This is a genomic window from Arthrobacter humicola (assembly GCF_039531445.1).
Classification (GTDB): Bacteria; Actinomycetota; Actinomycetes; order Actinomycetales; family Micrococcaceae; genus Arthrobacter; species Arthrobacter humicola.
Window position 1 is genome coordinate 25,530 of the sequence record NZ_BAAAQB010000043.1, and the last position, 19,956, is coordinate 45,485.

Here is a 19,956-nt window from a genome sequence, read left to right on the forward strand (position 1 = left end):
AATAGCTTCGCCAGCAGTCTGCCAGCGGAATCTGGATGTTCGCTGGGTTGCGGCTTAGCGCCCCAGCGCTACCGCGGCCACGGCGCTGGAGGCAAGGGCCATGACGGCGGCTGCGGCCCAGCGCAGCAGCGTTGCCGAAGGCGCGGTCGTGGACCTCCGGAGTTCGTGCCCGCGGACCAGCACGCACACGCCCAGAATCAGGGTGGCGGCCATGGCGACGAATGCGCAGACGCCCAGGTAATCAACACGCCCCGAAGGACCGCCCCGGGACGCCGCGAGCGCCCAGCTGCGCCAGATCAGCAGGTCCGCCACTATCAGGGCCAGCAGGGTCCGGCGCCAGGCCAGAGACGTCCGCTCGGGCTGCAGCCCGGGATCCCGGGCCTCTTCGGGGTTCACCGCGCCAGCAGGATCAGGGCGGCAAACACCAGAGCCGCGGCCGCGACGCCGATGGTCATCACCAGCATCAGCCCGGAGAACGGCAGCTCGCGGTTGTTCCGCATGGCCGCCTCCATGAGTCCCCACCGCTGGTAGGACAGTGCGGCCAGGCCGGCGCCCAGGAACGCGAGGATGACGCACAGAATAATCCGAATCGGTGCGGGAGCAATTTCCGGGGCCAGTTGGTCAATCGCCAGGGCCCCGGCAATCAGGGCCAGGGACGTGCGAATCCAGGCCAGGAACGTCCGTTCGTTGGCCAGGGAGAATCTGTAATCGGGCGTAGTTCCGGTCTTCCGCCACGTCGGTTCGCGCATTCGTGTCCTCTGGTCGTCCTGTGTGGCCTGATTGTCTTTCCTGGCCTGGCGACGGCACCACCGGCGGTTGCTTCGCCCGACCGCTGGACGGGTCCTAACAGCACCCTACCGGCGTTCATTGGGTAGTGCGCGCGGCGGCGGGTAAATTTGAAGACATGAGCACCGAGCCCGGGACCACGCCCGCACCAGCCCCAGCACCCGGCCCGTCACACTCCCCTGCCCACGGTTCGCGCATCCACGGCTGCCTGCTGGGCGGCGCGCTCGGCGATTCACTGGGCTACGCCGTCGAGTTCGACAGCATTTCCGCGATCCGCGCCCGGTTCGGCCCCGCGGGCCTGCAAGACTTTTCCGCTCTCGACGCCGCCAGCCCGTTTTCGGACGACACGCAAATGACGCTGTACACGGCGGACGGCCTCCTCGAGGCGCTCGAATGGGCGAACGACGGCGTGTCGGCCGACATCAACGCGTGCCTGTGGCTCGCGTACCTGCGCTGGCTGGGCACCCAGGGGGTCGCCGTGCCGGCGTCGGCCCCGGTCCAGCCGCCGCGCTGGATCGACGGCCAGGACGTTCTGAAGAACCGCCGGGCACCCGGCAACGCGTGCCTGAGCGGACTCGCCACGGGCGAGATGGGGACCGTGCAGCGGCCGGTCAACCCCGAGTCGAAGGGCTGCGGCACGGTGATGCGTTCGGCGCCGTTCGGCCTGATCCCCCACCTCGAGCCCGAGACGGTCTACAAGCTCAGCTCTGACGCCGCGTCGCTGACCCACGGACACCCCGCGGCACGACAGAGCGCCGGGGTGTTCAGCCTGGTCATCCATGCCCTGGCTACCGGACGCGGACTGCGCGAAGCCGCGGAATCGGCCCTCGCGCAGCTGTGCGGCGGCATCCTGCGGAAGGGCGAGGACCCGGACGCCGATGTGGTGTCCCGGCTGGAGGCGGCCCTGCGGCTGGCCGGGGACAAGCCGGGGCCCGGGGACAGGCTCAGCCCCGAGGACCTGGTCCGCGAACTCGGCGAGGGCTGGGTGGCAGAGGAAGCCCTCGCCGTCGCGCTCTACGCCGTGCTGGCCACCGCCCCGGGAACCGGGACAGAGACAGCGACGGCGGCCGGTGCCGCCGAGGAGCGCGCCGAGGCCCACTTCCGCGCGGCCATCGCCGTCGCGGTGAACCACAGCGGGGACAGCGACTCGACGGCGTCGATCGCGGGGAACATCCTGGGGGCGTACTACGGCGAGCAGTGTCTGCCGGCCGGCTGGCTGGCGGCCCTGGAGGCACCGGAGGTCATCCGGGGCATGGCGTCACGGCTGGCGGCTGTCACCGGCTCGTAGCGTCGCCGAGAACCTGTGCGCTTGGCGTCAGGTCTTCGGTATTCGTGCAGCGCGGGACCGTCCATCTGCCGTCACCTGGGCCGGCTTTTCCGCGGGACATGCCCAGTTTTGCCTCGCCGCAACGGGCATGTCCATTCCGGGTTGCCGCATCCCTCCGGACATGCCCGGTCGTGCATCACTGCGAACGGCATGTCCATCCGCCACTGCTGTGTGCCCAGGACATGCCCAGTCGGGTCCCACCGCGAGCGACATGTCCATCCCTGGCCGCAGCAGCTCGTGACATGCGCATTCGCGGTGGCGAGGACTGGACATATTGCCACTATGTCCAATCGTCAGAGCCTGCCGAGAACATGTCCGAGGCAGACTCGTCGGATCATTGGCGCGCCGGATCTCTGGCGGCGGGCCTTAGGCGCGCCGGAGCGAAATGTTGTTGCAGGCCTCGCAGACGTCCTCGGGGATGACCCCGCGGCGCTGCAGGAATCCGAAGATGGTGCAGCCGAGGCAGAACCCGGCGAATGCTTCGAGGGACGCCGCGGCGATCAGCACAGCCAGCAGGACCCATGCGGCCGGCGCGAGGCCGGCGGCCAGCAGCAGCGCGGCGGCCGTCGACACGGCGGCGCCGATGCCCTGCGCGAACCGCTTGGGCGGGCCGGCAACAAGCCGCGTGCGGCCGAGCCAGGGCGTGATGACCTTGACCGAGAGCTGCGCCAGCGGCGAGATCCGCGGACCGAACAGCACGCGCAGCCAGAACCCCGCCGCGATGATGGCGAGCCCCCAGCCGAAACCGGTCAGCAGGGTCGCTGCGGACAGCACCACGACCAGTGCCGCGGTGATGCGGGCGGAGTACTCGTTCACCGGGTTCGGGAACGCGAACACCTTGCCCCAGTCAATTCCGCGCTTCGACGCCACTGATTTCGACCGAGCGGCGGGAGTCTGTGCATCCATCAGTTTGCTCATCCGCCAAGGCTACGAGCGTGCGCGCTACAGGGGGAATGATTGTTGCGCCATGTGACTGCCGGCAGGTTTATGCCTGCCCAGGCCGGCGGGGTTATCCGGGCCTCGGGGCTGTCCGGTTCAGGCGGTGGCGGCGGCCACGTGCCCGCCGACCATCTGGAGGAATTCCCCCTCGGACAGGACTTCGATCCGCTGCCCGCGTTCGTGCAGTTCCAGGACGCGACGGGCCTTGCCGGTGATCCGGCCGGAGCGCAGGTCCGCGGCCACGAAGCCGTCGCCCACCACCAGGACGGTGGTGCGGGCCGTGACCCGGCTTTCGGGCCGGGCGCCGAGCTCGGCGGAGCGGATTTTGGCTTCGGGTCGGGGAATCGCCAGTTCGCCGGTGAACACGACGGTCTGGCCGAACAACGGGTGGTCGGGGCTGGCCCCGGCATTGGGTTCCGGGTTGGGCCCTTCCTCCGGCCAGCCGGCAACGAACCGGCGGCCCGACGGCGCCCCAACATTTCTCCCGGCGTTTCCCCCGGCGAGCGCTTCCAGTGCGGCCAGCGTGGCCTTGGACAAAGGGTCGAGCCGGGGGTCGAAGGCCGGCTGGTGCGAGACTGCCATGCCCAGGGACAGATAGAGTTCGGCAATGCTCGCCGCCCCGTTGCGGGCGGCGATGTCGATCAGGATCCCCGCACACGCGCGGGCGTCCTCGGCCGCATCATGGTGGTTGACCAGCGGCACGCCGGCTTCCTCGGCCGCGTACGGCAGCGAATTGGACACCAGCGAGTAACAGCGCCGGGACAGCACCACCGTGCAGACGTAATCGTAGGCGGGACCGGGCAGTCCGGACACCTCCAGGCCCGAGCGGATCACGCCGAGGTCGAACGCCGCGTTATGGGCCGCCAGCACATCGCCGCCGATGAACGCCCCGATCTCGGGGAACAGCGCCCCGAAGCGCGGCAGGCCGGCCACCTGGTCCGGGCGGATGCCGTGGATCCGGACGTTGTGGTGGTCGAAGGTGTCGTGGTTTTCCGGCGGCCGCATAAGCCAGGAGGCTTCCTCAACAACGACGCCGTCGCGGACCTTACTCAGGCCAACGGCGCACGGTGAACCGCGGAAGCCGTTCGCGGTCTCAAAGTCGATCGCCGTAAAGTCCAAACCCACGGCTCAACTTTACCGCCCGACGGCGGGACCTCCCGCACCGGCGCGGCCGGCCCCGCAGCACTGCAGGGGCCGGCCGGCGGCCGTCAAGTACCCTTAACGGGTGAACCTTATAGCTATGAGCGACTTTGCCGTGTCCGCCCTTGGCGGCGCCGGCCCGGTGCAGCCACATCTGGCCTCCTTCCTCCCCGACTGGCTCAACCCGCAGGTCTTCCTGGCGAATCCGGCCTTTGCACCGTGGGTGGTCCTGCTGGTCTGCGGCATCATCTTTGCCGAAACCGGGTTGCTGATCGGCTTCTTCCTGCCCGGCGACTCCATGCTGTTCACGGCCGGGCTGCTCGTGGCCACCGGCACCATCCAGGTCAACATCTGGGTCCTGACGGCGCTCATCATCGTCGCCGCGATCATCGGCAACCAGGTGGGCTACCTGATCGGGGCCACTGCCGGACCCTCCCTGTTCAACAAGCCCAATTCCAAGCTGTTCAAGCGTGAAAACGTGGAAAACGCGCACGCCTTCTTCGAAAAGCACGGCGGCAAGGCCCTGATCCTGGCTCGTTTCGTCCCAATCATCCGCACCTTCGTCCCGGTGATCGTAGGCGTCGCGCAGATGAGCAAGCGCAAATTCTTCACCTACAACGTGATCGGCGCGGTGCTGTGGGGCGGCGGCGTCACCCTCCTCGGCTACCTGCTCGGAGACAAGGTGCCGTGGGTCAAGGACAACCTCGACATCATCTTCATCGCCATCGTCCTGGTCTCCGTGATCCCGATCGCCATCGAAGTCATCCGCGGCGCCATCGCCAGGCGGCAGGCCGAGAAGTACGGCACGGACGTCGTGGAGGAGTTCATCGAGGAGCACGAGCCCGAAGAAGAGCGCAGGACCCCCTGACACACCGCACGTAAGAGGCGCCCCACAGTGTGGGGCGCCTCTCTTGCTTTAAGCACTCATAACGCCCTCAGCGGGCATCACACGGCACCTGCCGCGGCGGCCTACGTCCCGGCCAGGGCCTCGACGATGGCCGGCAGGAGTGCACGGAACGCATGGCCCCGGTGGCTGATGGCGTTCTTCTCCTCGGAACTGAGCTCGGCGCAGCTGCGGTCCAATCCGCTCGGCTGCAGGACGGGGTCGTAGCCGAAGCCGCCTTCCCCGCGCGGCTCGCGCAGGAGCATCCCCTCCAGCTGTCCGTACTCCACGACTTCCCGGCAGTCCTCGGCCGCGGACCCGGGCACCGCCAGCGCCGCGGCACAGACGAACGCGGCCCCGCGGTACTCATCCGGCACGTCGGCCAGCTGAGCCAGGAGCAACTGCAGGTTCGCGGCGTCATCTCCGTGCCGGCCGGACCAGCGCGCCGAGAAGATCCCGGGCGCACCGCCCAGCACGTCAACGGACAGTCCGGAGTCGTCGGCGATTGCCACGAGCCCGGTGGCCGCCGCCACGGCCCGCGCCTTCAGGAGCGAGTTTTCGGCGAAGGTCACCCCGGTCTCGGCGACGTCGGGGGCTCCGACGGCGCCGGCATCCACGACCTGCGTGTCAACGTCGAGTCCGGGCACCTGGCCGCGCAGCAGCTCGCGGAGTTCCCGCAGCTTGCCTTTGTTATGGGTGGCGAGGACCAGCCGGGGCGCCGTGCTGCCGGCATCCCGCAGGTCCGTGGAGGGCGCCTCCGTCACGGGGCTTCCGCCAGGGTGTCGCGCTGGATGGCGGCGAGCTGCTCCGTGCCCAGCAACGCCAGATCCAGGAGCTTGTTCAGCTCGTCGCGGTCGAAGGGCGCGCCCTCGGCGGTGCCCTGGACTTCCACGAATTTTCCGGAGCCGGTCACCACGACGTTCATGTCCGTCTCGGCGCGCACGTCTTCGACGTAGGGCAGATCGAGCATCGGCACGCCGTCGATGATGCCGACGGACACCGCGGCGATGGTGTCGATCAGGGGCTCGGCGTTCTTGGCGATCATCTTCTTCTCGCGCGCAAAGCGGATGGCGTCCGCGAGGGCCACGTAGGCGCCGGTGATGGCCGCGGTGCGCGTACCGCCGTCGGCCTGCAGGACGTCGCAGTCCAGTACGATCGTGATCTCGCCGAGGGCCTTGGTGTCGATGATGGAGCGCAGTGAGCGGCCGATCAACCGGGAGATCTCGTGCGTGCGGCCGCCGATTTTCCCCTTGACCGATTCACGGTCGGATCGGGTGTTCGTGGCCCGGGGCAGCATGGCGTATTCGGCGGTGACCCAGCCGCGGCCCTCGCCCTTGAGCCAGCGCGGGACGCCCTCCGTCAGGGAGGCCGTGCACAGCACGCGCGTGTTGCCGAACTCGATCAGGGCCGATCCCTCGGCCTGCTTGGACCAGCCGCGCGTGATGCTGATCGGGCGCAGCTGATCGGGGGTGCGGCCGTCGGCGCGGATGACGGGGACAGTAGGAGCTTGGGAAGTCATGTCTTTAGCTTATCGACTTGCCCGGCCCCGGCTGTGCCGGCGTCGAAACCGTGCCGGCGTCGAAACAGTGCCGGCGTCTACACGGTGTAGTGCACACCCGCGACGGCGACGGCCACGTCCTTGCCGAAGACCTCCTTGGCCTCGGCCATGACGGTGGTCGGGGATGTCCAGACGGGGATGTGCGTCAGCAGCAGCCGCCGGGCACCGGCGGCGACGGCGGCCTCCCCCGCGCGCTTGCCGGTCAGATGCACGTCCTTGATGGCGTCGTCGCGGCCTTCCTCGAAGGCCGCCTCGCACAGGAAGAGGTCGGCGTCGCGGGCCGCATCCTCGAGTCCGCTGCAGGAGTCGGTGTCCCCGGAGTAGCTCAGGACGCGGGTGACGGGGTCGCCGACCTTGTCCGGTTCGGTGACCTCCACGCGGAGCGCGTAGGCCTCTTCCACCGGGTGGTTGACGGCGTACGGGGTGACGGTGAACGGGCCCATGGCCACGGGCTTGCGCTCGGACCAGTTACTGAAGTCGAATTCCTCGTGCATCCCGGGATCCAGGTCCAGGCCGTAGGCGGTGGCCATGCGGTCGGCGGTGGCGGCCGGTCCCCACACCGGAATCCGGCCCTTGCCCCAGCCGCCCGGCTTCCAGCGCACGGCAACATGGAGGCCGCACAGGTCCATGCAGTGGTCCGGGTGCAGGTGGGTCAGGAAGATCGCGTCAATGTCCTCCAGGTCCGTGTAGCGCTGGATCGCGCCCAGCGCGCCGCTGCCGATGTCCAGGACGATCTTCCAGTTCCGCTCGCCGTCGCTGGCGGTCAGCAGATAGCACGACGCCGGCGAGCCCGGCCCCGGAAAGGATCCGGTGCAGCCCACGATGGTCAGCTTCACAGCAGTGTTCCCCCGCCCGCGGATCCGCCCACGAAGTTGGAGATCCGCGGCCGGCCCGTGCCGGCCTGGGCGGCGGCAATCATCTCCGGGGTGATCCGGGCGAGGCTGCCGGTGGGGTACTGCGCCGCGACGTGGTCCACGTGGCGGACGCTGAGGACCTCGGGGCCGAGGAAGCGCCGGGCGAGGTGTTCGAACTGGGCGGCATCCCCGGTGGCAATGAAATTGTGCTCGGGGGCCGCGGCGTCCATGCGCTCGAGCCCGCTGGAGGCGAGGGCACGATAGACATCCTTGGCCGTTTCCTCGGCGCTGGAGACCAGCGTGACGTCCTCGCCCAGGACGAACGAGATCACGCCCGTGAGCAGCGGGTAGTGCGTGCAGCCGAGCACCACGGTGTCCACGCCGGCGGCTATGAGCGGTGCCAGATAGTCGCGGGCGACGGCGAGCAGTTCCGGCCCCGTGGTGATCCCGGCCTCCACGTAGGGCACGAACGCCGGGCAGGCCACTGACGTGATCTCCAGGTCCGGCGCGGCCGCGAAGGTGTCCTCGTAGGCGCGCGACCCCACGGTGGCCGAGGTCCCGATCACGCCCACCCGGCCCGTACGGGTCGCCGCGACGGCGCGACGCACCGCCGGCTGGATCACTTCGATCACCGGAATTCCGTACCGGGCGGTGTAGCGCTCCCGGGCATCGCGCAGCACGGCGGCCGAGGCGGAGTTGCAGGCAATGGTCAGCAGCTTCACGCCGGAGTCCACGAGCTCGTCCATGACGCCAAGGGCGTTGGCGCGGACTTCGGCGATGGGAAGGGGACCGTAGGGGCCGTTAGCGGTGTCGCCGACGTACAGGATGGATTCGTTGGGCAGCTGGTCGATGATCGACCGGGCCACCGTGAGCCCGCCGACGCCGGAATCGAAGACCCCGATGGGACGCGATCCCAGCTCCGATGCCGGTTCGGGGCCCGAGGGGCCTGTGGCGGTATTGCTCGTTGGGGTGTCCGCGGCAACAGCTGCGGCCGGGTCCATACTCGATGCTGAAGTCATGATTATTCGAGGATAGGACAACGCCTGCGGGGCGGCCATCACATTGTGGCGTGCAACTCGTGTCTCATGTGTCACACGTCCGCGCTCAGCGCCGGGCATCGAGCGAGTGCACCATCGCCTGGACCAGAGACTCCTGCAGCCACGTGGTGAAGTTGTAAACAAGCGCCAGGTAGCTTTCCACGTCCTCGGCCTGGGACCAGTCCTGCATGAGGTGGACGTTGTCCGCGTCGGCGTCGTCGCGGATGTCGAGTCGTTCGGCCAGGACCAGCCGGACATCGTTGAGGGCCGTGGCCCAGTGCCGGGCGTCGGCCGGGGTCAGGACAAGGTCCTCCCTGTCCAGGCTCAGGGCGGCCGCCTTCAACGCGCCGATCTTGCTTTCGCGCAGCGAGCGCTCGGTGTACCGGCGGAACTCGAGGGAGGCGTCGTCGTCGTTCTTCATCACGTTCGGCAGCAGCCGGCGCAGGGCCCGGTCCGAGGGCTCGCGGGCGTCGGCGTCCAGTCCCACCAGGGCGGCCAGCGGGTCCTCGTTGGCCCGCTCGGCCGGCTCGAGCATGGAGATGACGTCGGCAAAAAGGCTCCGCAGCAGTTCCCGTTCGGCCGGCTCCAGGTAGCCCTTGATGCCCTTGAGCCCGTACTTGAATGCCTTAGCCACGTTTTCCCTTGCCTTTGCCTGAACCGCTCCCGCTGCCGCCGGTGGCTTTTTCCACTGTCGCCCAGAGGCCGTAGCCATGCATGGCGACCGCGTGCTGCTCCACCTGTTCCTTGCTGCCGTGCGCCACGATCGAGCGGCCCTTCTTGTGGACCTCCATCATGAGCTTGTTGGCCTTGGCCTCCGAGTATCCGAAATAGCTGCGGAACACGTAACTCACGTAGCTCATCAGATTCACGGGATCATTCCAGATCACGAGGTTCCAGGGGATATCCGGGGCGGTCAGGACGTCGGTGGACGTCACCGTTCCGGTCTGGGTGCTCTCCCGTGTGTCGGGGCCAAGCGCAACGCTGAGGGTCATCTGTCCATTCTATGGGGATGCACACTAGAGTGAATTTGTGAGTTCATCAGCTGGCTGGGACCGTCCCCGCACGTCCCTGTACACCGATCATTACGAGCTGACCATGCTGCAGGGTGCTCTGCAGTCCGGTGCGGCCCACCGGAAATCCGTCTTCGAGGCCTTCGCCCGGAGGCTGCCGGACGGCCGCCGCTACGGGATCGTCGCCGGCACCGGACGCCTGCTGGAGGGTATCGCAAACTTCCGCTTCGGCGAGCCGGAACTGGACTACCTGCGCCGGACGAAGGTGGTCAACGACCAGACGCTGGAGTACCTGGCCGGCTACAGCTTCTCCGGCGACATCTGGGGGTACCCGGAGGGTGAGGCGTACTTCCCGAACTCCCCCGTCCTGATCGTGGAATCCACGTTCGCCGAGGCCTGCATCCTGGAGACCTACCTGCTCTCCGTGCTCAACCACGACTGCGCGATCGCCTCCGCCGCGTCCCGGATGATCACGGCGGCGGGAAACCGTCCGTGCATCGAAATGGGGTCGCGCCGGACACATGAGGAGGCGGCCGCCGCCGCTGCCCGTGCCGCGGTCATTGCCGGGTTCGACAGCACCTCCAACCTGGAGGCCGGATTGCGCTACGGGCTGAAGACCGTGGGCACGGCCGCCCATTCCTTCACGCTCCTGCATGACACGGAACGTGAGGCCTTCGAGGCCCAGATTTCCGCTTTCGGCCCGGAAACCTCGCTCCTGGTGGACACGTACGACGTCGAAAAGGCGGTCCGCACGGCCGTCGACCTCGCCGGGGACAAACTCGGCGCGGTCCGGCTGGACTCCGGGGACCTCGTGGCCCAGGCCCAGTGGGTCCGCCAGCTCCTCGACGAGCTCGGCAATGACCACACCAAGATCGTGGTGACCTCCGACCTCGACGAATTCGCCATCGCGGCGCTGCAGTCCGCACCCGTGGACTCCTACGGCGTGGGGACGTCGCTGGTGACCGGGTCCGGGGCCCCGACGGCGAGCATGGTCTACAAGCTCGTCAGCCGCACCGACGACGCCGGGGACTTCATTTCCGTCGCGAAGGCCGCCAAGAACAAAGCCAGCAAGGGCGGCCGCAAGTACGCGCTGCGCAGGCTCAACGAGCGCGGAACCGCCACCCAGGAAATCGTCGGTGTCGGCCACCACCCGGAGGATGACGGCAATGACCGTCCGCTCCTGCAGCAGTTCGTCAAGAACGGCGAGCTCCTGCCCGGGTGGACCGGCCCCGAGGGGGTCCAGCGCGCCCGGCGGCGCCACGCGGAGACCATGAGGGAGCTCCCCGCCGTCGTCAACCGGCTGCAACGCGGCGAGGCGGCAATCCCGACCATCTACGAGGAGGACTGAATGTCCCGCGCCCTGATCATTGTTGACGTCCAAAACGATTTCTGCGAAGGGGGTTCCCTCGCCGTCGCCGGCGGGGCCGCCCTCGCCGGCGAGATCAGCGAGTACGTCGACGCCCACCACAGCCAGTTCGACCACATCGTGGCCACCCAGGACTGGCACATCGATCCGGGGGCGCATTTCTCGGAGGAACCCGACTTTGTCGACAGCTGGCCGCGGCACTGCGTGGCGGGCACCCGGGGGGCCGAACTGCACCCGGACCTGGACCCCGAGTACATCCAGGCATACTTCCGCAAGGGCCAGTTCGCCGCGGCGTACTCCGGTTTTGAAGGACTCCTGGCCCCCGAGGACGACGTCCCCACCGGGGACCGGAAGCCCGGCGCCATGCCCGTCTCCGAAACCGGCCCCGGCGCCGAAGACGCCGAAGACTCGGTGAGTGCCTTCGCCGCCGGCGATGATGCCATCGGACTGGACGACTGGCTGCAAAGCCACGACGTCGAGGATATCGTGGTGGTGGGCATCGCCACGGACTACTGCGTGAAAGCGACCGCCCTGGATGCCGTCCAGGCGGGCTACTCCGTCACGGTGCTGCGCGGCTTGACGGCCGGAATCGCCGAAGACCTCGACGACGCCGTGGCCGAGATGGAGTTCGGCGGCGTCGATGTCCTCTGAGCCCGCCGCCGCAGTAGACTCGAAATCCTTGCCAAGTCGCCAGTCTTGCTATTTTGACCGTCCCGTAGAACCCCGGAGTACACCATGAAGAAGACCCTGACCGTCCTGATTGCCGCCGGAGCGCTGCTCGCCGCCGCCGGCTGCTCGGCTTCCCCGCAGCTGACCAACGAGGAAACCTGCGCCCGGGTCAAGACCGTGGTCTCCGCCCCGTCGGCGACGTCTGACAAAGCCGGCATGAACAGGGTCGCCAACCAGCTGCGGCCCATCAAGGCTGCCGCTTCGGATGACCTCCGGGCCCCGCTGCAGACCATCATCGAATACTTCGACGAGTCCGCCAAGCCCAACCCCGACGCCGCCAGGCTCGAAACCATGAAGGCCGATTACACCGCGGCCGGCCAGACCTACGGCAAGATCTGCGGCAACGGCCAGTAACCGGAGCGCAAGAGACTGTTTCACACAGCGAAGGGACCAGGCCATCGGCCTGGTCCCTTCGCTTTTGCTGCCCTGCTGAGCGGCGCGGGCGGCTATTTCCGCCCGATGAACCAGTCCTGAAGCTTCCGCAGTCGGGTCTGCAACTGTTCCTCGTTGGCCTGGGCGACGGCGGGGCCGCCGCAGACGGTCCGGAGTTTGGTGTGGATGACGCCGTGCGGGGTCCCGGTCCGGGCAGACCACGCCGCCACGTTCTTGGCCAGCTCGGTGCGCAGGTCCATGAGCATCCGGTGGTCTGGCACGGCCGGCACTGCCGCCTCGGGCGCGGCACCGGCCTGCGGGGCGCGCCTGTTCTTGCGGTTCAGCTGCTCGTGCTGGCGCTGGCGCAACAGCGTGCCGACCTGTTCGGCGTCGAGCAGTCCGGGGATTCCGAGGAAATCGAGCTCGTCCTCCGAGCCCACCTCGCCGCCGGTGCCGAACTCGCCGCCGTCGAAGAGCACGCGGTCAAAGGACGCCTGCGAGTCGAGGGCCTCGAACTTGCCCTTCATCAGTGTGTCGGAGGCCTTCTCCTCACGGTTGGCCTCGTCCATGAGCGAGTCCTCGGGATTGAACAGACCGTCGCCGTCGTCCTTCTCCGGGCGGTCCAGGGCGTGGTCACGCTCGGCCTCCATGGAGTTGGCCAGCGCCATCAGCTGCGGCACCGAGGGCAGGAACACCGACGCCGTTTCTCCGCGCTTGCGGGCACGCACGAAGCGGCCCACGGCCTGGGCGAAGAACAGCGGGGTGGACGTCGAGGTCGCATAGACGCCGACGGACAACCGCGGCACGTCGACGCCTTCGGACACCATCCGCACGGCCACCATCCAGCGTTTGTCGCCGGCGGAGAATTCCTCGATCTTGTTGGAGGCCTTGGCGTCGTCGGAGAGGATGACCGTGGGCGATTCGCCGGTGATCTTCTTCAGCTGGCCGGCATACGCCCGGGCGTCCTCGTGGTCGGTGGCGATGACCAGGCCGCCGGCATCAGGGACGCTCCGCCGCACTTCGCTCAGGCGCTTGTCCGCTCCGGCCAGGACGGCGGGGATCCATTCGCCGGCGGGGTTCAGCGCGGTGCGCCAGGCCTGCGAGGTGATGTCCTTGGTGACGGCCGACTCGCCCAGGGAGGCGGCCATTTCATCGCCCGCGCTCGTGCGCCAGCGCATCTGGCCGGAGTAGGCCATGAACATGACGGGGCGGACAACGTGGTCCCGGAGCGCCTTGCCGTAGCCGTAGGTGTAGTCGGCCTTGGAGCGGCGGATCCCGTCCCGGTCTTCGGCGTACTCCACGAACGGGATGGGCGAGGTGTCGGAGCGGAACGGGGTACCGGTCAGGGACAGCCGGCGGGCCGCGGGGTCGAACGCCTCGCGGAGGCCGTCTCCCCAGGACAGCGCCTCGCCGCCGTGGTGGATTTCGTCCAGGATCACCAGCGTGCGGGCGGCCTCGGTCTTGGCCCGGTGCAGCATGGGCTTGCTGGCCACCTGAGCGTACGTGACGGCGACGCCGATGAACCCGCGGCCGTGCTGGCCGTCGGCGTTCTTGAAGTTCGGGTCGATCGCGATGCCCACTTTGGCGGCGGCGTCGGCCCACTGGCGCTTCAGGTGGTCGGTGGGCGCCACGATTGTCACGCGGTTCACGACGCCGGACTCGATGAGCATGGACGCCACCCGCAGGGCGAACGTGGTCTTGCCGGCGCCGGGGGTGGCGACGGCAAGGAAATCCTTGGGATGGGTGCTGAAGTAGCTGTCCAGCGCCTCCTGCTGCCAGGCGCGCAGCTTCGGGGCGGTGCCCCAGGCGGCCCGCTCGGGATAGGCGGGGGGAAGCGTGGGTCCGCCGAAGAGTGTCTCTGTCACTGGGGCGCCCCCCATCCGCGCATGGCTGCAGCCGACGGAGAAACCCAATTAAGCACAAAAACACCAATCTTTTTCGGATGGACCGTGGGCAGTACAAATTCGCGGCAGCGCAGCGGCGCGCTGCCGTAGAGGAACATTGCACGGGCACTACAGGGCGCTTCCGGGGACTACAGAAGCGCCGCACCGTGACGGCTAACGGATCCTGTGCGGTCCGCTAGCCCTCACGTGCCGCTATTTATCGCCGGAGCCCTTGCCGCCGTCGTTCCCGGGGCGCAGGCCCTCGTAAACTTCCTTGCATTCGGGGCACACCGGGAACTTCTGGGGGTCGCGGCCGGGCGTCCAGACCTTGCCGCAGAGCGCGATCACGGGCTCGCCGGTCAGCGCGGATTCCATGATCTTTTCCTTGCGCACGTAGTGCGAGAAGCGCTCCCGGTCACCGGGCTCCACTTCCTGGCGCAGTTCCTCGCGCTCGATCGTGGCCGTTGACGTCCCGGCTCCGGAGAGCTCGCGCATCGGGTCGTTTTCGAGAGGATCGGTCATGCTAGTCATGACACCCATCTTAGCCGTTGGAAGCGCGCGGCCGGACCCGCGCGGCGCCCGCGGCGGGGCTGCGCGATGCCGGCGGCCGGGCTTAGAGGCCCTGCCAGGCAGGTTTATGGTCATAGCTGTGGCGGTAGTAATCGGCCAGCCGCAGGGAGGACGCCGCCGCCTCGTCCACGAGGACTGTGGCGTGCGGGTGCAGCTGCAGCACCGACGCTGCACAGATGGCGGAGACCGGGCCCTCCGCGAGATCCCGGACGGCCTGGGCCTTCTGCGCGCCGGTGGCGACGAGGATCACGTGGCGGGCGTCCAGGATGGTGCCCAGACCCTGCGTCAGGACGTGGTGGGGGACCTCGGCGAGGTTGCCGAAAAACCGTGAGTTGTCCCGGCGTGTCTGCTCGATCAGGGTCTTGATCCGGGTCCGGGACGCGAGGGACGAGCCTGGCTCGTTGAACCCGATATGGCCGTCGGTTCCGACGCCGAGGAGCTGCAGGTCCACTCCCCCGGCATCGCGGATGGCGTCTTCAAACCTCTGGCAGGCCGCGGGGATGTCTGCCGCGGCGCCGTCGGGCACGTGCACATTGGCGGGGCTGATGTTGACCCGGGCGGTGAATTCGCGGGCGATCACCTGGCGGTAGGACTCCGGATGGTCCGCCGGGAGTCCCACGTACTCGTCCAGGGCGAAGGCCCGGACCTGGCTGAAGTCCAGCCTGTCGCGCTCGTGCCGCAGCGCCAGCTCGCTGTAGATGGGCAACGGGGTGGAGCCCGTCGCCAGGCCCAGGACGGCCCCGGGTTTGCGGCGAAGCAAGGCTTCCACCGCATCGGCCGCCAGCGATGCGATCTGCTTGCTGCCCGGAAGGATGACAACTTCCATAATCCCTGCCTTCACCTGGCTTATCTGGCGTTCGGGTCTGCGCACTCCCAGCATGCACCCGTCAACGGTTGACGGCCAGTTGTGCCAGCAGCTCCGGTGCCCGGCGGTCGAGCCAGATTCCGCCAACCCTGACCCCGGTGGCGAACAGCGCGAGCCCCAGAACCGGCCCCAGGACCAGGGCGATCCAGCCGGGCACGGTGCTGCCTGTGATGAACTGTGCGGCCACGAGCGCCACTTCGGGCGCCACGAGGACCATGAGAACCGCCATGCCGCCGAGCTGCACGGCAAGGGTCTGGGCCACGTTGCCCGGCGGTTTCTTGAACGGGCTGTCTCCCGGCAGCGGGACGCTCACCGTGTAGCGCGCCGAGACCACGGAGGACAGGCCCAGCCCGCTGAACAGCACGCCAAACGACAGCCCCAGGACCGCGGGCAGCTTGGCCCAGTCACCCGTGACGAAGAACGGCCCCACGCTGAACAGGAGCACGACGGGCAGCGCAAAGCTCAGGCACGCCAAAGCCCGGCCGAGCCTGTCGTCGGCGCCGCGCACTCCGGTAGCCACGTGCAGGGCGAACGCGGTGCTGTCGTAGGACACGTCCGTCGAGATGGACCAGGCCAGGAGGAAAGCCGTCAGCGGACCGACAAACTGGAACGGGCCGTAGAACCCGCTCTGGCTGCCCTGGAACAGGAACAGCACGGGCAGGAGCGGCACGACGACGAGGGCGCCGGCGTAGCGGGGATCGCGCAGCCAGTAGTACAAAGACCTCGCGGCGACGGCCGCGGCCGGGGTCGCCGGGAGCACCCCGAACAGGCCCGGACCGCCGGAACGGCGCTTGGAGGTTCCCGCGTAAGGCGGGGTCACCAGGGCACGCTGCAGCAGGACCTTCCAGGCCAGGGCGAGCCCCGCCAGCGTGGCCACCGCGATGAGGAATTTCACGGCGGCTGCCCCGTAGTGGCCGGCGGCGAGCTCGCCGCCGAGCGAAAAGGCCGCACCGGCGGGTGTCCAGGACAGTGTCCGGGCCAAGCTGGCCAGGAAGTCGCCTGAACCTGCGATTCCCTTCGCGATGCCCGCCACGATGGGGCCCATGAGGACCAGCGGGATGAGGAAGGCGACGGCACTGATGTCCTTGAAGCGCCGGGAGCTCGCCAGCCCTGCCGTCGCGGTGGTCACGACCTTGGACAGCACGACGCAGCTCAGCACGCCCAGCACCGCGCCCACTAGCGCGCCGGCCGCGGCGGGCACGCTGCGGGACCAGGTGCCCACAGTGGCGAGCGCGACGATGGAGGTGGCAAGGCCCGGTATGCCAATCAGGCCGCCCAGCGCCAGCCCCGCCAGCAGTTGCGGCATGGGCACGGCGAAGGTGGTGAAGCGGGCCGGATCCAGGGTCATGTCGGCGGCAGAGACCGCGACCGGGATGATGGCCCAGCCCAGGAGTGCTGCCGCGCCGCCCAGGACCACGACCGTCTGGGCGAGCTCAATCTCCTGGCCGCGCAGGAGCAGCAGCCCGGCCACCAGGAGCCCGACGATTCCCAGGGCGTACAGGGTGCCGATGCCGAGGCCCACCAGCTGCCAGGGGCTGCGCCTCACGCTGTTGCGCAGGAGGGTCAGCTTGAGCCTTAGAAGGTGCGCAACCATTCCAGTCCCTCCGTGTGGTTGCGGCCGCCCACGAGCTGCACGAAGCGGTCCTCGAGGCTCGCCCCGGCACGGACTTCCTCCACCGTGCCGGCTGCGAGGACCCGGCCGCCGGCGACGACGGCGACGTGATCGCACATGCGCTGGACCAGGTCCATGACGTGGCTCGAAACGATGACCGTTCCGCCGGAGGCGACGTAGCGGTCCAGGATGTCGCGGATGTTGGCCGCGGAGATGGGGTCCACGGATTCGAAGGGTTCGTCCAGGACCAGGAGCCGCGGCGCGTGGATCAGTGCCGAGGCCAGGGCGATCTTCTTGGTCATGCCGGCGGAGTAGTCCACCACCAGCGTGCCGGCGTCGTTGCCGAGGTCCAGGGCTGCCAGCAGCTCCGCCACGCGCGCGGTCACCGTGTCCCTGTCCATGCCGCGCAGCAGGCCGGCGTACGTGACGAGCTGTTCGCCGCTGAGGCGGTCGAACAGCCGGACGCCGTCGGGCAGGATCCCCATCAGCTTCTTGGCCTCCAGCGGATGCTGCCAGACGTCCACGCCATGGACCAGCGCGGTCCCGAAATCGGGGCGCAGCAGTCCCGTCGCCATGGACAAGGTGGTGGTCTTGCCGGCGCCGTTGGGGCCGACGACCCCGTAGAAGGATCCGGCAGGAACGTCCAGGGTGATGCCGTCGACGGCGATTTTGTCGCCGAAGCGCTTGGCGAGGCCGAGCAGGGACAGGGCAGGGACCGTCGGCGCGGACGGGCCGTGCGGGGCTGGCTGTCCCTGCTGGTCAGGGGGTTGGTAAGTCATGACGCTAGACTAACTGCCCCCGGTCGCGAAAAGGATCGTCCGCAGGGCGTAGCTTCCCCCGCGCCCGCAACCGCCCCCGCAGCAACACCCCGCACCCACAACCGTGGAGTTCTAGAACGAATGCCGGGGTATGGCGCGCTCGTACTGCGGCGGCCAGGCAAGGTCGTGGCCGAGCTCGAACGCTGCCCGCAGCCACCAGTGCGGATCCCGCAGGGCGGCCCGGGCGATGAACACGCCGTCGGCCTGGCCGGTGGCCACCGCGTGCTCGGCCTGCCCGGCCGAGGTCAGGAGTCCCACCGTGCCGGTCTTGACCCCGGTTTCGCGCCGGATCCGGGCCGAGAACCCGGTCTGGTAGCCGGGACCGATCGGAATTTGCTGGTGCGCCACGGCGCCGCCGGAAGAAACGTCCACCAGGTCCACTCCATGCTCCGCGGCGGCACCGGCCAGCCGGACCGAGGCCTCGGCGTCGATCCCGCCCGGCGCCCAGTCGGAGGCCGAGATCCGCAGCAGCAGCGGCATGGAGTCGGGGATGACGCCGCGGACGGCGTCCACCACGGCAAGCGTCAGCCGGTTCCGGCCGGCCTCGTCCCCGCCCCAGCGGTCCGTGCGGTCGTTGACGAGCGGGCTCTGGAACTGGTGCAGCAGGTAGCCGTGGGCGCCATGGATTTCGATTGTGTCAAAACCGGCAGCGACGGCCCGCACGGCGGCGGCGGCGAAATCGGCGATCACGCCGTCGATCTCCGCGTCAGTCATGGCCGACGGCGGCGCGTAGCCGTCGAAGGCACCGGTGCCGGGGCCCACGGTGTCCCAGCCGCCCTCGGCCGCCGGTACGCTGCCCGACTTTCCGGAGAACGGCCAGTAGGACGACGCCTTGCGGCCGGCGTGCGCCAGCTGGGTGCCGATCCTGGTCTCCGCAGTGCCGTGCCGGTGCACGAAGGCGGTGATGCGCTCCCAGGCCGCGGCCTGGCGGTCGTTATAGATGCCGGCGTCGCGGGGGCTGATCCGGCCCGCCGCGTTCACGGCGTTGGCCTCGGTGAGGATCAGGGCCGCTCCCCCGGTGGCGAACGAGCCCAGGTGCATGAGGTGCCAGTCGGTGGGCACCCCCTCGCCGGTTTCAGGCTCACAGCTGTACTGGCACATCGGGGACACCCAGCCGCGGTGCTGCAGCCGCAGGGACCTCAGCTCCAGCGGCGTGAAGAGTGCGGATCCCACTAGAACAGCACCCGGGCCAGTCCCTGACGAGCCTTGGCGACGCGCTCGTCGCCGGTGCCCACGACGTCGAAGAGTTCGAGCAGCCGGACCCGGGCGGTCTCCCGTTCCGGGCCGAAGTTCCGGCCGATGAACGTCACGATCCGGCCGAGGCCGTCCTCGATGTGGCCGCCGGCGATGTCCAGGTCTGCGACGCCGAGCTGGGCGTCGAGGTTGTCCGGCTCATCGGCGGCGAGCCGGCGGAGGGCGTCGGCGTCGGGCCCGGAAAAGGACTGGAGGCGTGCCATGAGTTCCACCTGCGCCAGCCCGGCCTTGGCCTCGGCGTCGGAGGGCATCTCGTTCAGGGCCTGCCGGTAGGCGGCGGCGGCCGCGTCGTAGTGGCCGGCCTCGATCGCGTCGAAAGCGGCCTGGTGCAGCGGCGACAGCGGCGGAGCCTCCGGTTCCCCGCTGCCGGGACCGCCGGCGCCGATCCGTCCGGTCACCCCGTTGGCCGCGGCGACCTTGAGGAGTTCATCGAACAGGCTGCGCACCTGCTCCTCGTCGGCACCGCCCTGGAAGAGCGGGACGGGCTGGCCCTTGACGACGGCGACGGCGGTCGGCACGGCTTGGACCTGGAAGGCCTGGGCCAGTTGCGGAAAGGCGTCGATGTCCGCGGCGCCGAGCACCAGCCGGCCGTCGTAGCTTTCGACGATGTCCTCCAGGATGCCCACGAGTTGCCCGGAGTCCGGCGAATAGGAGGCCCACAGGGCGATCACCACGGGCACCTGCGCCGAGAGCTCCACCAGTTCCTGGAAGTTGCCTTCGGTGACGTCTACCCGCAGCGGACGATTGGCGTGCTCGGCCCCGCCGGCTGCCGGAGCGGGCGGAGCGTCGGCGGAGCCTGTCCGGCCCGCACCTGCAGCCGGCGGCGCGGGGCGCTGTTTCAGGGCGGAGAGATCGACGGCGCCGCGCAGGTTCAGCGGGTTGGCGGCAACTGGCGGGACCGGTCGGGAAGCTGGCGTTGTCATAGCTCCACTCTAGCCATTGAAGCCCCGCCC

Annotated in this window: 22 protein-coding genes; 5 read left to right on the forward strand and 17 right to left on the reverse strand. The window is 69.0% G+C overall.

The features are described 5' to 3' along the window. Window positions 1-54: 54 nt before the first annotated feature. The gene (locus ABD243_RS19995) at window positions 55-396 is read right to left on the reverse strand and encodes a DUF202 domain-containing protein (RefSeq protein WP_344368154.1); all 342 of its coding nucleotides are present in this window, start codon (window positions 394-396) and stop codon (window positions 55-57) included. After that, entirely contained in the window at window positions 393-749 is a 357-nt protein-coding gene (locus ABD243_RS20000) for a YidH family protein (protein ID WP_091253459.1), read from the reverse strand. The genes ABD243_RS19995 and ABD243_RS20000 overlap by 4 nt, the downstream gene beginning before the upstream one ends. Window positions 750-904: 155 nt before the next feature. On the opposite strand from ABD243_RS20000, the gene ABD243_RS20005 reads away from it, so the two are divergent. Continuing rightward, window positions 905-2,074 (forward strand): ADP-ribosylglycohydrolase family protein, encoded by a 1,170-nt coding sequence (locus ABD243_RS20005; RefSeq protein ID WP_344368156.1) that lies wholly within the window; start codon window positions 905-907, stop codon window positions 2,072-2,074. Window positions 2,075-2,479: 405 nt separating this feature from the next. On the opposite strand, the gene ABD243_RS20010 is transcribed toward ABD243_RS20005, so the two are convergent. After that, window positions 2,480-3,031: a DUF4395 domain-containing protein gene (locus tag ABD243_RS20010; RefSeq protein WP_116766500.1), complete on the reverse strand. Its 552-nt coding sequence runs from the start codon at window positions 3,029-3,031 to the stop codon at window positions 2,480-2,482. A gap of 117 nt (window positions 3,032-3,148) precedes the next feature. Next, window positions 3,149-4,177, reverse strand: a complete 1,029-nt coding sequence (locus ABD243_RS20015; RefSeq protein ID WP_344368157.1) for a 3'-5' exonuclease — start codon at window positions 4,175-4,177, stop codon at window positions 3,149-3,151. A 115-nt stretch (window positions 4,178-4,292) separates the two neighbouring features. On the opposite strand from ABD243_RS20015, the gene ABD243_RS20020 reads away from it, so the two are divergent. Further along, entirely contained in the window at window positions 4,293-5,060 is a 768-nt protein-coding gene (locus ABD243_RS20020; RefSeq protein ID WP_091253452.1) for a VTT domain-containing protein, read from the forward strand. 101 nt (window positions 5,061-5,161) lie between these two features. Here the strand turns inward: ABD243_RS20020 and rdgB are convergent, their stop codons facing one another. The 6 genes from rdgB to clpS all read right to left on the reverse strand — a co-directional run bounded on the left by rdgB (window position 5,162) and on the right by clpS (window position 9,516). Further along, window positions 5,162-5,839, reverse strand: coding sequence for an RdgB/HAM1 family non-canonical purine NTP pyrophosphatase (rdgB, locus tag ABD243_RS20025; RefSeq protein ID WP_344368158.1), 678 nt, complete (start codon window positions 5,837-5,839; stop codon window positions 5,162-5,164). Then, a complete protein-coding gene (gene rph, locus ABD243_RS20030; RefSeq protein ID WP_344368159.1) occupies window positions 5,836-6,594 on the reverse strand; it encodes a ribonuclease PH in 759 nt (252 codons plus the stop codon). The genes rdgB and rph overlap by 4 nt, the downstream gene beginning before the upstream one ends. A gap of 77 nt (window positions 6,595-6,671) precedes the next feature. Next, window positions 6,672-7,469: an MBL fold metallo-hydrolase gene (locus ABD243_RS20035; protein ID WP_344368160.1), complete on the reverse strand. Its 798-nt coding sequence runs from the start codon at window positions 7,467-7,469 to the stop codon at window positions 6,672-6,674. Continuing rightward, entirely contained in the window at window positions 7,466-8,506 is a 1,041-nt protein-coding gene (gene murI, locus ABD243_RS20040; protein ID WP_344368161.1) for a glutamate racemase, read from the reverse strand. The genes ABD243_RS20035 and murI overlap by 4 nt, the downstream gene beginning before the upstream one ends. An 85-nt stretch (window positions 8,507-8,591) precedes the next feature. Then, window positions 8,592-9,158: a DUF2017 domain-containing protein gene (locus ABD243_RS20045; protein ID WP_116766496.1), complete on the reverse strand. Its 567-nt coding sequence runs from the start codon at window positions 9,156-9,158 to the stop codon at window positions 8,592-8,594. Continuing rightward, complete coding sequence (gene clpS, locus ABD243_RS20050; RefSeq protein WP_091253439.1) at window positions 9,151-9,516, reverse strand: ATP-dependent Clp protease adapter ClpS; 366 nt, start codon at window positions 9,514-9,516, stop codon at window positions 9,151-9,153. Before clpS ends, ABD243_RS20045 begins: the two co-directional genes overlap by 8 nt. 37 nt (window positions 9,517-9,553) lie before the next feature. Between clpS and ABD243_RS20055 the strand changes: the two genes are divergently transcribed. The 3 genes from ABD243_RS20055 to ABD243_RS20065 all read left to right on the forward strand — a co-directional run bounded on the left by ABD243_RS20055 (window position 9,554) and on the right by ABD243_RS20065 (window position 11,983). Continuing rightward, the gene (locus ABD243_RS20055; RefSeq protein WP_344368162.1) at window positions 9,554-10,882 is read left to right on the forward strand and encodes a nicotinate phosphoribosyltransferase; all 1,329 of its coding nucleotides are present in this window, start codon (window positions 9,554-9,556) and stop codon (window positions 10,880-10,882) included. Next, complete coding sequence (locus ABD243_RS20060) at window positions 10,883-11,551, forward strand: isochorismatase family protein (protein ID WP_344368163.1); 669 nt, start codon at window positions 10,883-10,885, stop codon at window positions 11,549-11,551. It abuts the gene before it with no gap. Between the two features lie 84 nt (window positions 11,552-11,635). After that, on the forward strand, window positions 11,636-11,983 hold the full coding sequence (locus ABD243_RS20065; protein WP_116766493.1) for a hypothetical protein: 348 nt from the start codon (window positions 11,636-11,638) through the stop codon (window positions 11,981-11,983). Window positions 11,984-12,075: 92 nt separating this feature from the next. Here the strand turns inward: ABD243_RS20065 and ABD243_RS20070 are convergent, their stop codons facing one another. From ABD243_RS20070 to ABD243_RS20100, 7 genes are all read right to left on the reverse strand, one after another. Continuing rightward, window positions 12,076-13,866 (reverse strand): DEAD/DEAH box helicase, encoded by a 1,791-nt coding sequence (locus ABD243_RS20070; protein WP_344368164.1) that lies wholly within the window; start codon window positions 13,864-13,866, stop codon window positions 12,076-12,078. A gap of 231 nt (window positions 13,867-14,097) precedes the next feature. Beyond that, window positions 14,098-14,415: a DUF3039 domain-containing protein gene (locus ABD243_RS20075; protein WP_370122952.1), complete on the reverse strand. Its 318-nt coding sequence runs from the start codon at window positions 14,413-14,415 to the stop codon at window positions 14,098-14,100. 82 nt (window positions 14,416-14,497) lie between these two features. Next, window positions 14,498-15,280: a glucosamine-6-phosphate deaminase gene (nagB, locus tag ABD243_RS20080; RefSeq protein ID WP_344368167.1), complete on the reverse strand. Its 783-nt coding sequence runs from the start codon at window positions 15,278-15,280 to the stop codon at window positions 14,498-14,500. A 61-nt stretch (window positions 15,281-15,341) separates the two neighbouring features. Then, complete coding sequence (locus tag ABD243_RS20085) at window positions 15,342-16,913, reverse strand: transporter (protein ID WP_344368168.1); 1,572 nt, start codon at window positions 16,911-16,913, stop codon at window positions 15,342-15,344. Continuing rightward, window positions 16,895-17,710, reverse strand: a complete 816-nt coding sequence (locus ABD243_RS20090; protein WP_344368170.1) for an ABC transporter ATP-binding protein — start codon at window positions 17,708-17,710, stop codon at window positions 16,895-16,897. The genes ABD243_RS20085 and ABD243_RS20090 overlap by 19 nt, the downstream gene beginning before the upstream one ends. Before the next feature lie 111 nt (window positions 17,711-17,821). Further along, complete coding sequence (locus ABD243_RS20095; RefSeq protein WP_344368171.1) at window positions 17,822-18,922, reverse strand: NADH:flavin oxidoreductase/NADH oxidase; 1,101 nt, start codon at window positions 18,920-18,922, stop codon at window positions 17,822-17,824. Further along, a complete protein-coding gene (locus ABD243_RS20100; RefSeq protein WP_344368172.1) occupies window positions 18,922-19,926 on the reverse strand; it encodes a tetratricopeptide repeat protein in 1,005 nt (334 codons plus the stop codon). The genes ABD243_RS20095 and ABD243_RS20100 overlap by 1 nt, the downstream gene beginning before the upstream one ends. Window positions 19,927-19,956 lie beyond the last annotated feature (30 nt).

What these genes read in the sequence shown, in the direction of transcription:
- ABD243_RS20100 (WP_344368172.1), bottom strand. Translation starts at nt 19,926, where the DNA reads ATGACAACGCCAGCTTCCCGACCGGTCCCGCCAGTTGCCGCCAACCCG.
- ABD243_RS20075 (WP_370122952.1), bottom strand. Translation starts at nt 14,415, where the DNA reads ATGACTAGCATGACCGATCCTCTCGAAAACGACCCGATGCGCGAGCTC.
- ABD243_RS20065 (WP_116766493.1), top strand. Translation starts at nt 11,636, where the DNA reads ATGAAGAAGACCCTGACCGTCCTGATTGCCGCCGGAGCGCTGCTCGCC.
- ABD243_RS20005 (WP_344368156.1), top strand. Translation starts at nt 905, where the DNA reads ATGAGCACCGAGCCCGGGACCACGCCCGCACCAGCCCCAGCACCCGGC.
- ABD243_RS20090 (WP_344368170.1), bottom strand. Translation starts at nt 17,710, where the DNA reads ATGACTTACCAACCCCCTGACCAGCAGGGACAGCCAGCCCCGCACGGC.
- murI (WP_344368161.1), bottom strand. Translation starts at nt 8,506, where the DNA reads ATGACTTCAGCATCGAGTATGGACCCGGCCGCAGCTGTTGCCGCGGAC.
- clpS (WP_091253439.1), bottom strand. Translation starts at nt 9,516, where the DNA reads ATGACCCTCAGCGTTGCGCTTGGCCCCGACACACGGGAGAGCACCCAG.
- ABD243_RS20010 (WP_116766500.1), bottom strand. Translation starts at nt 3,031, where the DNA reads ATGAGCAAACTGATGGATGCACAGACTCCCGCCGCTCGGTCGAAATCA.
- ABD243_RS20020 (WP_091253452.1), top strand. Translation starts at nt 4,293, where the DNA reads ATGAGCGACTTTGCCGTGTCCGCCCTTGGCGGCGCCGGCCCGGTGCAG.
- ABD243_RS20000 (WP_091253459.1), bottom strand. Translation starts at nt 749, where the DNA reads ATGCGCGAACCGACGTGGCGGAAGACCGGAACTACGCCCGATTACAGA.
- ABD243_RS20060 (WP_344368163.1), top strand. Translation starts at nt 10,883, where the DNA reads ATGTCCCGCGCCCTGATCATTGTTGACGTCCAAAACGATTTCTGCGAA.
- ABD243_RS20085 (WP_344368168.1), bottom strand. Translation starts at nt 16,913, where the DNA reads ATGGTTGCGCACCTTCTAAGGCTCAAGCTGACCCTCCTGCGCAACAGC.
- nagB (WP_344368167.1), bottom strand. Translation starts at nt 15,280, where the DNA reads ATGGAAGTTGTCATCCTTCCGGGCAGCAAGCAGATCGCATCGCTGGCG.
- rph (WP_344368159.1), bottom strand. Translation starts at nt 6,594, where the DNA reads ATGACTTCCCAAGCTCCTACTGTCCCCGTCATCCGCGCCGACGGCCGC.